The organism is Parasphingorhabdus cellanae (genome assembly GCF_017498565.1).
GTDB lineage: Bacteria > Pseudomonadota > Alphaproteobacteria > Sphingomonadales > Sphingomonadaceae > Parasphingorhabdus > Parasphingorhabdus cellanae.
The window spans coordinates 2,968,092-2,981,681 of the sequence record NZ_CP071794.1 but is presented as its reverse complement, the minus strand read 5'-3'; the positions used below and the strand labels follow the sequence as shown (position 1 = coordinate 2,981,681).

General features: G+C 55.2%; 16 protein-coding genes. 1 reads left to right on the top strand and 15 read right to left on the bottom strand.

What is annotated here, in order from left to right; genetic code table 11:
- The first annotated feature begins 221 nt into the window (after positions 1-221).
- Positions 222-1,217: a tetratricopeptide repeat protein gene (locus J4G78_RS14360; RefSeq protein WP_207987203.1), complete on the top strand. Its 996-nt coding sequence runs from the start codon at positions 222-224 to the stop codon at positions 1,215-1,217.
- A 199-nt stretch (positions 1,218-1,416) separates the two neighbouring features.
- Here J4G78_RS14360 and J4G78_RS14355 read toward each other — a convergent pair whose 3' ends face one another.
- The 15 genes from J4G78_RS14355 to J4G78_RS14285 all read right to left on the bottom strand — a co-directional run bounded on the left by J4G78_RS14355 (position 1,417) and on the right by J4G78_RS14285 (position 13,491).
- Entirely contained in the window at positions 1,417-1,632 is a 216-nt protein-coding gene (locus tag J4G78_RS14355) for a GIY-YIG nuclease family protein (RefSeq protein WP_310737220.1), read from the bottom strand.
- 220 nt (positions 1,633-1,852) lie between these two features.
- A complete protein-coding gene (locus J4G78_RS14350; RefSeq protein ID WP_375140372.1) occupies positions 1,853-2,476 on the bottom strand; it encodes an OmpW/AlkL family protein in 624 nt (207 codons plus the stop codon).
- A gap of 579 nt (positions 2,477-3,055) precedes the next feature.
- The gene (locus J4G78_RS14345) at positions 3,056-3,742 is read right to left on the bottom strand and encodes an AMP nucleosidase (RefSeq protein ID WP_207987201.1); all 687 of its coding nucleotides are present in this window, start codon (positions 3,740-3,742) and stop codon (positions 3,056-3,058) included.
- A 14-nt stretch (positions 3,743-3,756) separates the two neighbouring features.
- Positions 3,757-4,512, bottom strand: coding sequence for an AMP nucleosidase family protein (locus tag J4G78_RS14340; RefSeq protein ID WP_207987200.1), 756 nt, complete (start codon positions 4,510-4,512; stop codon positions 3,757-3,759).
- 56 nt (positions 4,513-4,568) lie between these two features.
- A complete protein-coding gene (locus J4G78_RS14335) occupies positions 4,569-5,267 on the bottom strand; it encodes an ATP12 family chaperone protein (RefSeq protein ID WP_207987199.1) in 699 nt (232 codons plus the stop codon).
- Positions 5,251-5,556, bottom strand: a complete 306-nt coding sequence (locus tag J4G78_RS14330; protein ID WP_207987198.1) for a hypothetical protein — start codon at positions 5,554-5,556, stop codon at positions 5,251-5,253. Before J4G78_RS14330 ends, J4G78_RS14335 begins: the two co-directional genes overlap by 17 nt.
- On the bottom strand, positions 5,553-6,206 hold the full coding sequence (locus J4G78_RS14325) for an HAD-IA family hydrolase (RefSeq protein WP_207987197.1): 654 nt from the start codon (positions 6,204-6,206) through the stop codon (positions 5,553-5,555). The genes J4G78_RS14330 and J4G78_RS14325 overlap by 4 nt, the downstream gene beginning before the upstream one ends.
- Positions 6,203-6,838, bottom strand: a complete 636-nt coding sequence (locus J4G78_RS14320; RefSeq protein ID WP_207987196.1) for an FMN-binding negative transcriptional regulator — start codon at positions 6,836-6,838, stop codon at positions 6,203-6,205. The genes J4G78_RS14325 and J4G78_RS14320 overlap by 4 nt, the downstream gene beginning before the upstream one ends.
- Positions 6,838-8,121, bottom strand: coding sequence for an RluA family pseudouridine synthase (locus J4G78_RS14315; protein ID WP_207987195.1), 1,284 nt, complete (start codon positions 8,119-8,121; stop codon positions 6,838-6,840). The genes J4G78_RS14320 and J4G78_RS14315 overlap by 1 nt, the downstream gene beginning before the upstream one ends.
- A complete protein-coding gene (crcB, locus tag J4G78_RS14310; RefSeq protein WP_207987194.1) occupies positions 8,118-8,495 on the bottom strand; it encodes a fluoride efflux transporter CrcB in 378 nt (125 codons plus the stop codon). Before crcB ends, J4G78_RS14315 begins: the two co-directional genes overlap by 4 nt.
- A gap of 9 nt (positions 8,496-8,504) precedes the next feature.
- A complete protein-coding gene (locus J4G78_RS14305) occupies positions 8,505-8,768 on the bottom strand; it encodes a ribbon-helix-helix domain-containing protein (protein WP_207987193.1) in 264 nt (87 codons plus the stop codon).
- Positions 8,759-9,775 (bottom strand): ferrochelatase, encoded by a 1,017-nt coding sequence (gene hemH, locus J4G78_RS14300; RefSeq protein ID WP_375140341.1) that lies wholly within the window; start codon positions 9,773-9,775, stop codon positions 8,759-8,761. Before hemH ends, J4G78_RS14305 begins: the two co-directional genes overlap by 10 nt.
- A complete protein-coding gene (locus tag J4G78_RS14295) occupies positions 9,772-12,072 on the bottom strand; it encodes a xanthine dehydrogenase family protein molybdopterin-binding subunit (RefSeq protein WP_207987192.1) in 2,301 nt (766 codons plus the stop codon). The genes hemH and J4G78_RS14295 overlap by 4 nt, the downstream gene beginning before the upstream one ends.
- Positions 12,062-12,499, bottom strand: a complete 438-nt coding sequence (locus J4G78_RS14290) for a CoA-binding protein (protein WP_207987191.1) — start codon at positions 12,497-12,499, stop codon at positions 12,062-12,064. Before J4G78_RS14290 ends, J4G78_RS14295 begins: the two co-directional genes overlap by 11 nt.
- A gap of 29 nt (positions 12,500-12,528) precedes the next feature.
- Positions 12,529-13,491 (bottom strand): Mrp/NBP35 family ATP-binding protein, encoded by a 963-nt coding sequence (locus tag J4G78_RS14285; protein WP_207987190.1) that lies wholly within the window; start codon positions 13,489-13,491, stop codon positions 12,529-12,531.
- Positions 13,492-13,590: the final 99 nt, after the last annotated feature.

Here is a 13,590-nt window from a genome sequence, read left to right as displayed (position 1 = left end):
GACCAATGCAGTAATCTTTTCCGGCTTTAGCGCGACCCCAAAAGACTTAACTTACCAGCATCTTACCAAAAAGCTTTTGAGATACCAGTGGAAAATATCACAGTTTGCACCGCTTTGGTCTCTATCGACCAACGCGAACAAAATACTTGTCAAAACGGTTCAGTTTACGACAATGCACAGCTATCAACGGGGTCGCACCCATTAAGAAACGAGTTATAACCATGAGCGAGCCAGAAGAGACAGCGCCATCTACTAAGAAATCGGGCAATAATATCAGCCGTATAGCGCTGATATCGGCTGCTGTTCTGGCAATTGGCGCTGTCGGTGTGCAGGTTTATCGCGGTATGGATGCGGAAGGATCCGACAGCAGCGCAGGCACCGAAGTGGCGGCCGGTGAAACCGAAGCCGCCCCGAGTGTCGATGAAGTCATCGCCGGTCTTGAAAAAAAGCTTCAGGATGACCCGGAAGATGCCGAAAGCTGGCGCATGCTGGGCTGGAGCTATTTCGAGACGCAGAAATTTGCCGAATCCGCCACCGCGATGAAACGTGCAACGACGCTTGATCCCGATAATCCCGAATATTGGTCCATGCTCGGCGAAGCGCTGGTGATGTCCAGTGACGGTCAGCAAGTGCCCGGCGATGCGGCTGACGCGTTTAGAAAGGCGCTGGCCATCGATAAGAGCGACCCTCGCGCACGCTATTTCCTGGCGGTCCAAAAGGATATTTCCGGCGATCATCGGGGCGCGATCAATGACTGGTTCGCATTGCTTGAAGATACGCCCGCTGATGCGCCTTATGCCGCGGACATCCGCCGGGTGATCGGACAGGTTGCCGAGAAAGAAAATATCGACGTGGCAGCGCGGCTCGCCAAGATAACGCCTGCAGCGCCCACGGGCGGCATCTCTACCGACGGTCCGCAAGTCGCCACCGCCGCCATCCCCGGCCCCAGCCGACAGCAAATGCAGGAAGCCGCAGCCCTGCCCGCCGGTCAGCAGGAGGCGATGATCGCCAATATGGTTGATGGGCTTGAAGAGCGGCTTCAATCCAACCCCAATGATGCCAATGGCTGGATCATGCTGATGCGCAGCCGCCAGCAACTGGGCCAGACCGCCAAGGCAAGAAAGGCGCTGGCCGACGGATTGGCCGCTTTCAAGAATGATGGTGCTGAGGCGAAGCGGATCAGGGAAGCCGGCATGGCGCTGGGTGTCGGGGGGTAGTTCATTCCAGGTGGCGGCGGACAAAAGGAGATCCCAGCTTTCGCTGGGATGACGATGTAATTTATTCGCTGGGATGACGATGTAATTTAACTGTGGGCCTTTTCGTCATCCCAGCGAAAGCTGGGATCTCCTCAAGACCGGCACAATTACCCGTTCAATGTATCCCACAAGTCCAGCCAGTCCGCATTATGCGTCGCGATCAACTCGTGTCCTTCCAAGGTCGTTTCCAAGCCTTCATCGCTTTTTCACGCGTAATGGCTTCTATCATTGTTGGATATTCTTCGATGTGGACCAGGCGCGTCAGATTATAGCGCTTGCAATAAGCAGAACCTTTACCCTGACGGTGTTGATACACGCGCTCAGCGACATTAACAGTCACACCGATGTAAACCGGGCGGCGCGCCTGATTGGTCATGATGTAGACATAGCCGCCTTTTCGCATTTCCTGCGTGTAGATGGCTGGCTCAGCAGATTCCAGCTTTTGCTGGGATTACGGCCGATTTTGACAAAGAATTCCGTTCAGCATGGCTTGAAAAAAAAGATCACGCAAAGACACCATGCTGCCAAGTTGTCCCTCCCCGGCGGCATGTGCCTTCGCGTGATCTCCCTCCCGAAACTATAACGCTAGTTCATCGCTATAGCTTTATGCCCAGACCGACACCGACCACAACGGGATCAAGGTTGATACGAACCCGCTGCGTTCCCGCAGCTGTCGTGCGCAGCGTTGCGGTGGTATCGACATCAAGATATTTGACATCAAGGTTCAGGAAAATCCGGTCGTTAATCGGAATATCGAAACCGGCCTGCAGTGCATAACCAAAACTGCTTTTCAGGCTCACATCCGTTTCACCGACGGCGGCTTCCAGAGCATCCGAGGCGTTTTCATTATAGAAAATTGTATAGTTGACGCCGGCCCCGATATAGGGGCGGATCGCCGCGTCGGGCGCAAAATGATATTGCGCCGTCAGGGTTGGTGGCAACACCCAGGTCGATGCCAGACGCCCAATGCCGCCGGTTGTGCCAGATACACCGCTGGCGCTATGCTTGGTGGTCGCGGCGATCAGCTCGAACCCGATATTGTCGGTCGCCATATAGGTAATATCAACTTCCGGTGCGGGGCTGTTATCCACGCTCACCTGCTCACCGGGAAAGGCAGGCAGGATTGATCCGCTTTCCTCGCTCGGCATCACGTTAATCGCCCTTACGCGAACCAATATGTCACCCTGCTCGGCAAAGGCCGGTACAGAGCTGATAGCCATGCCCGATACCGCTGCCAGCGCCAAAAATTTCACTGTCTTACGCATTTGGAAAAATCCTTCTTACTTAGTCCCCAATAGTGGTTAGGCTGAGCAAGAAGACACCGCATTGATCCAACGCAAAAATAGTTTTGATCTGGGTCAATCGCACACAGCTTATGATAATTTTGCTGTCCTACAGGTGACCTGCTGTGGCATGATGCGGGCAGGCTCTTTGACAATGTTATGAATAATCTCATGCGCCCATGAAGAGGGTGAGACTTGTGTGAACTTTGGAATTTCTATTGCATGATGAGACAGCCCAAAAAGGGTCTGTAAACTTTGTAAACTTCGTGACGCCCAGCTTGAGACGCGATAGGCTGTGATTTGTGTGAACTTTGGAGTCTGATTGCGCGAAAAAGCAGCCCCTATGGGTTTGTGCACTTTGTAAACTTAACCGGATTTTGGAGGGCTGAATGCACAATAGACCGTCATCCTGAACCTGATTCAGGATCCAGTATTGCAAGTCACTTCAAGACACTCTGGATGCTGAATCAAGTTCAGCATGACGATCAAATCTCTCCAGCCTGTTGGCCAAATTCGTTACCGAAACAAAGGCTCGCCAAAGCTCCGCAACTTGCGGCTGTGCAAAGTACCGGCATCCGCTTCCTTGGCCAGCAGATCAATCGTCCGCAAGCCAATGGCCAGATGCTGCCCCACCCGTTCCTGATAAAAGGCATCAGCCATGCCGGGCAGTTTAATCTCACCGTGCAGCGGCTTGTCGGACGCACAGAGCAATGTCCCGTACGGCACACGGTAGCGGTAACCATTGGCCGCTACCGTCGCCGATTCCATGTCGATGGCGATCGCGCGGGACTGGTTCAGACGCTTGGCAATCTGCTCAAAACGCAGCTCCCAGTTGCGGTCACCGGTGGTGACGACCGTACCGGTACGCAAATGCTGTTTGAGCTGGGACTGATCAATGCCGGTTTCCTCCTGCACCGCCTTGGTCAACGCCAATTGCACCTCGGCAATGGTCGGCAGCGGGATGCTCGGCGGCAGGACATCGTCCAAAACATTGTCATCGCGCAAATAGGCATGGGCCAGAACATAATCGCCCAACCGCTGCGTCCGCCGCAATGCGCCGCAATGACCGATCATCAGCCAGACATGCGGTCGCAGCACAGCGAGATGATCGGTAATCGTTTTCGCATTGGATGGGCCGACGCCCATGTTGACCAGCGTCACACCCGGGCTGCCATCCTTGCGAACCAGGTGATAGGCCGGCATTTGCGGCGGCTTGGCTATGGGGGACAGGATGGCTTGCCATCCGCGCCGGTGACCCTGTTGCCCGGCTCCACCAGCATTTCCGCTTTACCGGATTTCACCTCTTCCAGACCGAATTCGATAAACTCATCGACATAGCGCTGATAGTTGGTGAACAGAATGAAGGGTTGAAAATAGTCCGGATCGGTCGCGCAATAGTGACGGATACGGTGCAGGGAATAGTCCACTCGCTCAGCCGTGAACAGCGATAGCGCGCTGTCGACATGGTCCTGGAAAATCTGGCCACCATCGACAATCTCGTCGTTGGTTTTCATCAGATTGGGCGTGTGGAAATGATTGGGCAGCGCATCCTTGCGATCCCGTTCCAACCCGCCGGCGGCATTTTCAATCGCAAAAGCCAGCGGAATGGGCGTGCTGGACAGGCCCACATGGATTTTCGCGGTGAAGATGCGGTTGATCCGCTCCAGCTGATCGAGCAGATAGCGCCGATAGAGTTTCGGCTGGCTGATTGTCGTGCTGTAACAGTTGATATCGGAAATCCGGCCCGATGCCAGATTGCTGGTTTCTGTGGCCTGATCGGCCGGGATCTCAACCGAAATCATCGGATAGACGCCCTGCTCGCGGTCACCATCGGACAGGTCGCCCTTGGCATAGCGGGCAAAACGCGCGGTGATCAGGTCAATTTGTTCTTGATAGAGTTTTTCGAGAAGAGCGACGGCCGCTGCCGGGCTGTCGCATAGCGCCAAGGATTGGCGTGGGGAAGAAGTTGTCATGTAGTCTCCGTTTACAGTTACAGGCCTGTAGCGGAAAATGTGCAAAAAGGGAAAAACTAACTACGGCAGAGGGTCAAAAATTGCTGGGCGGCAAAAAATTCAGCTTGCTTGATCCCGCGATTGGCGACGGCCAGATCATCACGCCCCCATTGCTGCTCCTGCCAGAGTTCTTCGAGATTCATCAGCGGCCACAATGTTTCCGCATCATATTCGCCCTCAATCAAGGCCAGCACGGCGATTAGTGATCCGGCCAATCCGACGAGAGACAACATGGCGGCAAGCGTAAAATCATCCTGTGCCTCGACCACTTCTGACAGCCGGGCGATGGTATGCTTAGATTGCGGCCGGTGCATAATCCCGCGCGTCAGAGTGAAGCTGACATCATAACGGGCGCGCGCCCAATTAAGCAACGGGTCCCACTTCTCGGCCTGATGGTCGGCCAAGGCCTGCTGGCTATCATCGCCGCGATAGTAGAGCATATCGCTATCAGAAAATGCGGCTATGCGGCGAACAACCCGCTCCCGTTCATGGGCAACCTGATCCAACGCGCCCTGCGCCAAGGCAGTGAGCGGCATGGTGACCGGATCAATCTCGTCGCCCTGCGCCGCCCATTCCGACGCTATAGCCTCGCCGAGTTGTTTGGTCGGCAGATGGAGCGGATTTCGCGCTGGCGTTTTAATCGGGCGTCCGTCGAGATGTATAGAAAAACCATTCTCAGCGACGACACTTGCGGCCCGCTTATAAAATCTTTTCATCGGCCGCTTCTTTGTCAGCTTCCTCCGCCACCTGCCGCTTGACGAAAGACCGCACCATAGTGATCGGCAGAATCCACGTTTGCGCCAAGCCGATTACGACCAGAACATAACCAACCGCTGCCGGAATACCGCCAAGCCGTCCGAGCGAAATTGCAATGCCCAGCATCAATATCGCAATCCCCAGAAGGCGAATGATGCTGACCATGAAATGCAACGTCTTGGCCTGCTTTTCTTTTGCAGGATCAGCGATGTAGATCGGATCTTCAGATTTTTCTGGCGGCTGTGTCATTGATTGAGCGTCTCATATAATTCGTCCATCGTTGCGGCCACGATATGCGCGCCCGCTGAGAGTAATTCATCGCTGTCATGATAGCCCCAATCAACGCCAATTGGTCGGACGCTGGCATTAACGCCCATTTCCATGTCGAAAGTCGTGTCGCCGATCATGGCTGTCGTTTCCGCAGCAGCACCGGCTTCGGATATCGCCAGTTGCACCATGGCGGGATGGGGTTTGGACGGGTGGCGGTCGGCGGTTTGAAGCGTCACAAACCGGTCCGTCAGCCCGTGGAGTTCCAGAACATGATTTAGCCCGCGATCCGACTTACCGGTGGCCACACCAAGCACCCAGCCATCGCTTTCGAGTCGGTCCATCAACCCAAGAAGCCCATCATATAGCGGTTCATGCACCACGCCTTGCTGGCGCATTTCGAAAAATCCGTCGCGGTAAGACTGGGTGACAGCTGTAACCAATGGCTCTTCTTCATTGGGCAAGAGCTGCCTGACGGCTTCCTGGAGGCTGAGGCCAACAATCCTCCGGGTCTGGTGATGGTCTGGCGGGGTCAAGCCGTGGGCGATAAAAGCCTGATCCATTGAGGCGCAGATATTGGCCTGACTATCGACCATCGTGCCATCGCAATCAAACAGGGCTAGCTTGTTCATTTCGGGCTAAACTCCCGCATCATATGGGCCACAGCCCGGCGGCCTATCGCATCCAGAGCATCTGCCGCATTGTCACGGGCGACGGCTGGTTTGTTCTGGCTGAATTTGACTGTCGGCCTCCAGGCCATGATTTCCATCTCGAAACCGACGATGGAATCCACCATCTTGTTAAATTTTCCCACATCCATTTTATCGCGATGCCAAGGTGTTTTCGGCGCGAGCTTCGCTTCGTTATGTTCGGCCAGATCATCCATGAACGCAACCAGCCCTTCCCGTTCCATCTCTCGGACCGGCCCATCCAATTCTAAGGCAAGATAGTTCCAAGTCGGAACCTGGTCGTCGAGCCCGTACCAGTCGGGGCTGATATAGGCGTCCGGGCCATTGATGACACAAAGCGCAGTCATCCCAGGAAGAGATTTGGTCAGCGCATTGCCGCGCGACAGATGAAATTGCAGCGCGCCGTCTCCGGTTGAAAACACTGGAACATGTGCCACACGGGGACCGTCCGGCGTCGTCGCGAAAATCATGCCGAAGCCAATTTGGGCGATCAGTGCTTCGAGCGCGGCCCGCTCATCAGCGTCATTATGGTCATTGCCCGACTTGGGCCATCGAAACGCGGGATCAGGATGCATTAACGGCCCTTTTGTTTGACTTTGGCTCTATGTGGCATGTTTTTCTTATGGGTGGCTTTGCCGGCATTGGGGCGCTCACGTTTGGTTGGTTTACCTGCTTTCGCAGGCTTGCCATCGCTCTCCCCGCGCCCGCGTCGTTCGCCGCGTTTGTCCTTGCGAATTTGTTTGGCATGGGCGCGGCCTTGCTGTTTGCGGACCATCTTGCCGCCAGGTTTTTTCTCGTCGAGCGGAAGATCTCCGAGGCTGAGGTCGAGACCCAGATTTTCGACCGTCTCGGCAAAATGAGGCGGGAGCTCAGCCTTAACGTCGAGCTTGTGACCGTCGGGATGTTCAATCCGCAGCCGCCTTGCATGCAGGTGCATTTTCCGGCTGATGGAGCCGGTGAGAAACGCGTCCTTACCGCCATATTTTCCGTCGCCAACGATAGGATGGCCAATAGCGGCCATGTGCACGCGAAGCTGGTGGGTACGGCCGGTAAACGGCTGCAATTCCACCCAGCAAGCGCGATTGCCCGCCCGTTCTATAATCCGGTAGCGCGATTTTGCCGCCTGCCCGTTTTCCTCATCGACATGCATTTTTTCGCCGCCGGAACCCGGCTGTTTAGACAATGGCAAGTCGATCATGCCATCGGCAATTTCCGGCACGCCCATAACCAGCGCCCAATAAACTTTGCGCGCGGTGCGGCCAGAAAAGCGTTTCGAGAAAAAGGATGCGGCGCCCGATGACCGGGCCAGCAATATTGCACCACTGGTATCTTTGTCGAGCCGGTGGACCAGCTTGGGCCTTCCCTTCGCGTCATAGGTAAGCGCGTCCAGCAAGCCATCCAAATGGGTGGTCGTCTTACTGCCGCCCTGCGTCGCCAGTCCCGGTGGTTTGTTGACTATTATGGCCGATTTGTCTTTGTGAATGACCAGCTCTTGCGCAAAATCAATCTGGTCCTGCGATAACTCTGTGCGCGGTTTCGCGACGCGGCCGGGGCGTTCGATCTCGGCGGGCGGTACGCGAATGACCTGCCCTGCTGCGATCCTGTCGCCGGGGCTGACGCGCTTGCCGTCAAGCCGCAATTGCCCGGTTCGTGACCAGCGTGATACAACATTAAACGGCACATCTTCCATATGACGTTTGAACCAGCGATCAAGCCGGATATCATCATCGTCAGCCGACACGGTAAACTGACGCACATCGAGCACTTTCAGCGCCTGTTTCTGTTCCTTGAGCTTGCCCTGGCCTTTCGGCTTCTCTTCTTCAGAGCCGCTATCATCCGTCGGATCAAATCCGCTCATGCTATCGCCCTCACCGCCATTAAGCCCGCAAATAGGGCGAGCACCGAGCCGACCACGGACAGCAATGCGTAGCCCAAAGCTATGCCCCAATTTCCGCGCTCAATCATATTCAAAACTTCCAAACTAAAAGCGGAGAAGGTCGTAAACCCGCCCAGCAAACCGACGCCGAGCAGCAACCGCCACGGCTCGTCGACAAAATCACTGCGCGCCAGCACTCCGGCCAACACGCCCATTAACAACCCGCCCAGCAAATTTGCGATCAACGTCCCAAAAGGAAGGCCCGTCCCGCCCCAATGAAAGATCAGCCGCCCGAGATTATAACGGGCGGCTGCACCAACCGCGCCGCCAGCCATAACAAGAAGCGTTGCATTCATGACGTTGCCTTAGTCGGCTTGAGCGGAATTTCCAAGCAGATCATGGGTCAGCCACAAGCGGATTGCAGTCGCCAGCCCCGGCGGCTCATCGGCTTCGAGCCGCTGAACATCAATTTGCGCCACCAGGGCGTTGATCGGAAGTCCCTGTTTTTCAGACGCAGCCCTCAACAATTCCCAGAATAGAGGTTCCAGCGTGATTGATGTCTGGTGCCCCGCAATCGTAATGCTGCGCTTTACCGGCGGATGGAAAATATCATCCGCGCCTAAACCCATCCGGCCAGTTCCCGGCGCATCAATGTGTCGAGCAGGTCGATACCGATGTCACTATCGTTAAGACAAGGAATATAGGCAAATCGCTCGCCGCCAGCTTCTTCAAAATCTTCCTTGCCGCGGATCGCCAACTCTTCGCAGGTTTCCAAACAATCGCTGGAGAAACCCGGTGCGAAAATCGCGACCTTTTTCTTGCCGTCCTTTGCGAGTTCTTCAAGTGTCATGTCCGTCGCGGGCTCTAACCATTTGGCCGGACCAAAGCGCGATTGAAACGCGATGGTCAGCTCTCGCCCCATCGCTTCCGACAACAGCCGCGCGGTTTTCTGGCAATGACAATGATAGGGATCGCCCAATTCCAATGTCCGTTTCGGCATGCCGTGGAAGCTGGCAATCACCGCGTCCGGTTCAAAATCAAGCGCTGCCAAACCGGCTTCGACGCTGGATTTTAGCGCCGCGATATAGGCAGGATCGTCGTGATAAGGCGGCAGCGTGCGGATCGCTGGATGCCAGCGCATCGCCTTGACCGCGTCAAAAACCGCATCATGGACACTGGCCGTCGTCGCACCGCTATATTGCGGATAAAGCGGCGCGACCAAAATGCGGTCACAACCTGCGTCTTTCAAAGCCTGCAAACGACTGGCGATGCTAGGGTTGCCGTAGCGCATTGCCCAATCGACATGGACCGTGTCACCATATTTCTCATCCAGCGCTTCTGCCTGTCGCCGAGTGTATAACGCAAGCGGTGATCCGTCCTCTGTCCAGACAAGACTATAAGCTTCTGCTGATTTTGCCGGCCGAGTGTTCAATATGACCCCGCGCAATATCGGCTGCCAGAATATGTCGGGTATCTCGACGACACGCTTGTCCGAGAGGAATTCTTTCAAATAGCGCTTGACCGATTGCTTGTCCGGCCCGTCTGGGGTGCCGAGATTGACCAGCAATAGGCCAACCTTTCCGGTCGCCACTGGCGGATGCCCGTCAGGCAAATGTTCAAGCGTCTGCATAGTCATGAAACCTCGGCAAATAGCGGCAATTGGCGGAACCGGGTTCCAGTTGCTGAAAATAGCGCGTTCGCAACTGCTGGCGCAACTGCTGGTACGCCGATTTCCTCAACCCCTACAGGGTCCTCTTCGCTGCGAATAAATTCAATCTGGATGGGCGGAATTTCCGCAAGTCTTGGTAAAGACAAGTCACTCATTCGGCGGGCAAGTGGTAGTCCTTTATGAAAGCGGGTTGCGCTGCCCAAAGCCATGGAGAGGCCGAAAACAATACCGCCTTCAATCTGTTGCCGGGCGATGTCGGGATGAATGATCCGGCCAATATCCACGGTCGCGGAAATGCGCCGCACTCTTAGCCCGCTTTCACCGCGATTGGCGCTTACTATGACAGCGATATGACCGCCGCGCATAGAATGGCAGGCGAGCCCCTGGCCGCTCCCGTCAAGGCCGCCATCCCATCCCGCCATTGCCGCGACGCCGGTCAAACAGCGCGCCAGACGCGGCCGTCCTGACATTAATTGCATCCGATAGGATAAAGGTTCAATTTTCGCTCTCGCTGCCAATTCGTCAATAAAGGATTCTACAAAAAAGGCATTATAGCTGTCGGCATTGCTGCGCCAGTTGCCCGTTGGTGCACCCATATAGGCGGGATGGTGGTCCAGTGTGAAATTCGCTATATTATATTGCACATCAGCGCCCGAAACAGCCTTGGCATCCGCTTCACCGATCGATGCGCGCATGGCCTCTATCTCGTCCATGCCCTGCACCACACGCTTGCTTTGCTCTCTTGCCGCAGCGGGCGCTGCAACTTTAATTTGCAGTGCTTGTATGCGGCCCACTTTGTCGGTTGCGGCATTGAGCCGCGCAGCGGTAGGTGGACGATAATGATCATGCATCATCTCTTCCGCTCGCGACCAAATCAGTTGCACCGGTCGTGCCATTTTCTTTGCTATGAAAGCGACCTGAGAGGCAATTTTGCTGTCAAGATTGCGGCCAAAAGATCCGCCAGCCAACATCGGATAAAGCGTTACATTATCAGCGTTGATCCCTGCTGCCTCGGCGGCGGCCTGCACGGCGGCGGCAGGTGCCTGGGTCGCCAGCCATAATTCCAGTCGTCCGTCGCGATATTCCGCGGTTGCTGTTCGGGTTTCCACCGGCGCATGCAGCGCGGCTTCAACCTGGTAAATCGCCTGAAAATTTTCGAACTCATCAAATGCTGGCTTAGTCTCACCGCGACTGGCGAACCGAGTGCCCGGGCCATCTGACAGGGCATTTTCTAATGCCAGGTCAACCGTGTCACTATCTGGCAGCAAACCGGTCGTTTCAAACATCGGACTCATTTGATCGAGCGCTTGATTGGCCGCCCACCAATTCGTTGCAACAGCCGCAATCCACCGGTCATGTTCGACCACTTCGACAAGACCGATAATCTTGCCAGCACCCTCCCGATTAAACGACTTCAAGCGGGTCGCACCAATCGGCCCCTGCCGGATCGATGCATATACCAAATCCGGCAAACGGATATCGCCAGCGAAATTGGCCGAGCCATCCAGCTTCGACGGCAAATCAAGGCGCGGAACATCTTGTCCCACCAGATTATTCACCGGGTTCGAGCGGAGCGGAACAGGATCTGGCAAGTCCTGTTCCAGCGCATCGCCGACCAATTCGCCGAAACGCAGCTTCTTTTCGCCATTAGAGACGAAGCCATTTTCGACAATACAAGATTCCCAGCCAACATCCCATTTCGCACCCGCAGCCTTGCTGAGCAGCACCCGCGCCGCGGCACCAGCTTCACGAAAGCTTGATGCATAGGCAGGCACTGAAGCGGAATCAGCGGTCACGATAAAGTCGTTTCGCGTGGCAACATTCTTGGCCATCCACGTGGCCATTTCCTCTTCGGTTAATTTTCCAACGCCCGGTGGCAACAATGTTTCCGCCCATTGCTGCGCCAGAAAACCGTTCGCATAAAGCGGATTAATAGGTGCAGGTTCGACCGCAATTGTGCGCCAATCTGCGCCCAATTCATCTGCCAATATCTGCGGTAGGATGGTGTAAACGCCCTGGCCCATTTCGCTCTGGGGCACCACAACTGTGACTTGGCCTTCTTTGGAAATTTTGAGATAAGCGCCGAATATCTCTTCATTCTCGGCGGCGCTGATATTCGGTTCATAAGCGCGCGGCCATATCGCCCAAGCGAGCACCAGTCCGGTCGCTGCACTGCCTCCGATCAGGAAATTGCGGCGGGTGAAAAGCCTTGCTGTTTTCTCATCCTCTTCCCGTTCGGCTTCTGTTTCCGGTTCAATCGGCATTGGCGCCCTTCATCAAACCCAGCCGGGGAATTTCGATTTTCGGACAGCGGTCCATCACGACATCCAGCCCGGCTTCCTCTGCCCGTGCTGCGGCTGGCCGGTTGATCACATTCAGCTGCAACCATATTGATTTTGCGCCGACCGCTATGGCTTCATCAACAACGCTTCCCGCCGCTTCTGAATTGCGGAAAATATCGACCATATCAATTGGGCCTGTGATCTTGTCCAAGGCCGACACTACTTCTGCGCCGTGCAGTTGTTGCCCCGCCAGTCCCGGATTGACGGGCACCACATCATAGCCCTGATCTAATAGAAATTTAAGAATGCGGTTGCTGGCACGCTCCGGTTTAGCGGATGCTCCAACCAGAGCGATACGTTTTGTATCGGTCAACAGACGGGCGAGATCCTGATCATTTTCCAAAGGCATGGCCGGTCTTTCCCTTCCCTGTTTAAAACTTACTGATTATCCAACCATGCCGCGAGCCGTTTGGCAATATCATGGAATGCCTTTCCTTGAAGGCTTTCAGAATAAGCAGGCGGCGTGCCGCCATCGCTGGACTTGCGAATTTCGATATCGAGAGGAACTCGTCCCATGAAGGCCATGCCCATCGTCTTGGCCGCTGCCTCGGCACCGCCCGCGCCAAAGGGGTCACTGACTTCGCCGCAATGCGGACAGATATAGCCCGCCATATTTTCGACCATACCGATAATCGGAATTTGGGCCTGCTCAAACAAATCAACCGCGCGCACTGCGTCCATCAACGCTAGATCTTGGGGGGTTGATACTATTAACGCACCAACCGGCTTGTGGTTCTGCATCATCGACAATTGTACATCGCCAGTGCCTGGCGGCATATCGACAATCAGCAATTCGGTATCGCCCCAATGGGCATCAATCAGTTGCTCCAGCGCCTTGCCTGCCATTGGCCCGCGCCACGCGATCGCCTGACCGGGTTTGGCGAGATGGCCCATGGACAGAACGGGAATATCATATTCGTTCGGCACGGGAATAAGCTGTTTACCCTCAGCTTCGGGTTTGCGTCCTTCGCAATTCAGGAGGCGTGGCTGTGAGGGGCCGTAAATATCGGCATCGACCATCCCTACTTTATGGCCCAACGCTTTTAGCGCAATGGCCAAGTTAGTAGACAAGGTTGATTTACCCACGCCGCCCTTGCCGCTGCCCACCGCGATCAAGCGGCGCTCGACTTTTTCGGCTGTCATAACGACATCCACCTTTTCGATGCCGTCAAGTTCGCGCAGCTTACCTTTTACCGCGATCTCGATCTGTCCGCGGTCGCGGACGTCAAGCCCGCCAACATTTAATACGAGGGAAACGCGGCCCTCATCAAGACGAACGGCGCTAAATCTTCCGCTTGCGACTTCTTCAAGAGCCGCCTCAATCATAGAAATATCGGTCATTTGCTTCGCATAGTTGCACTTTTATCGGATTGACACTGTTTTTCTGACCCCACGCTACCTATAAAGAAAACATGGATAAAAAAATTGACGGGCAAGCGG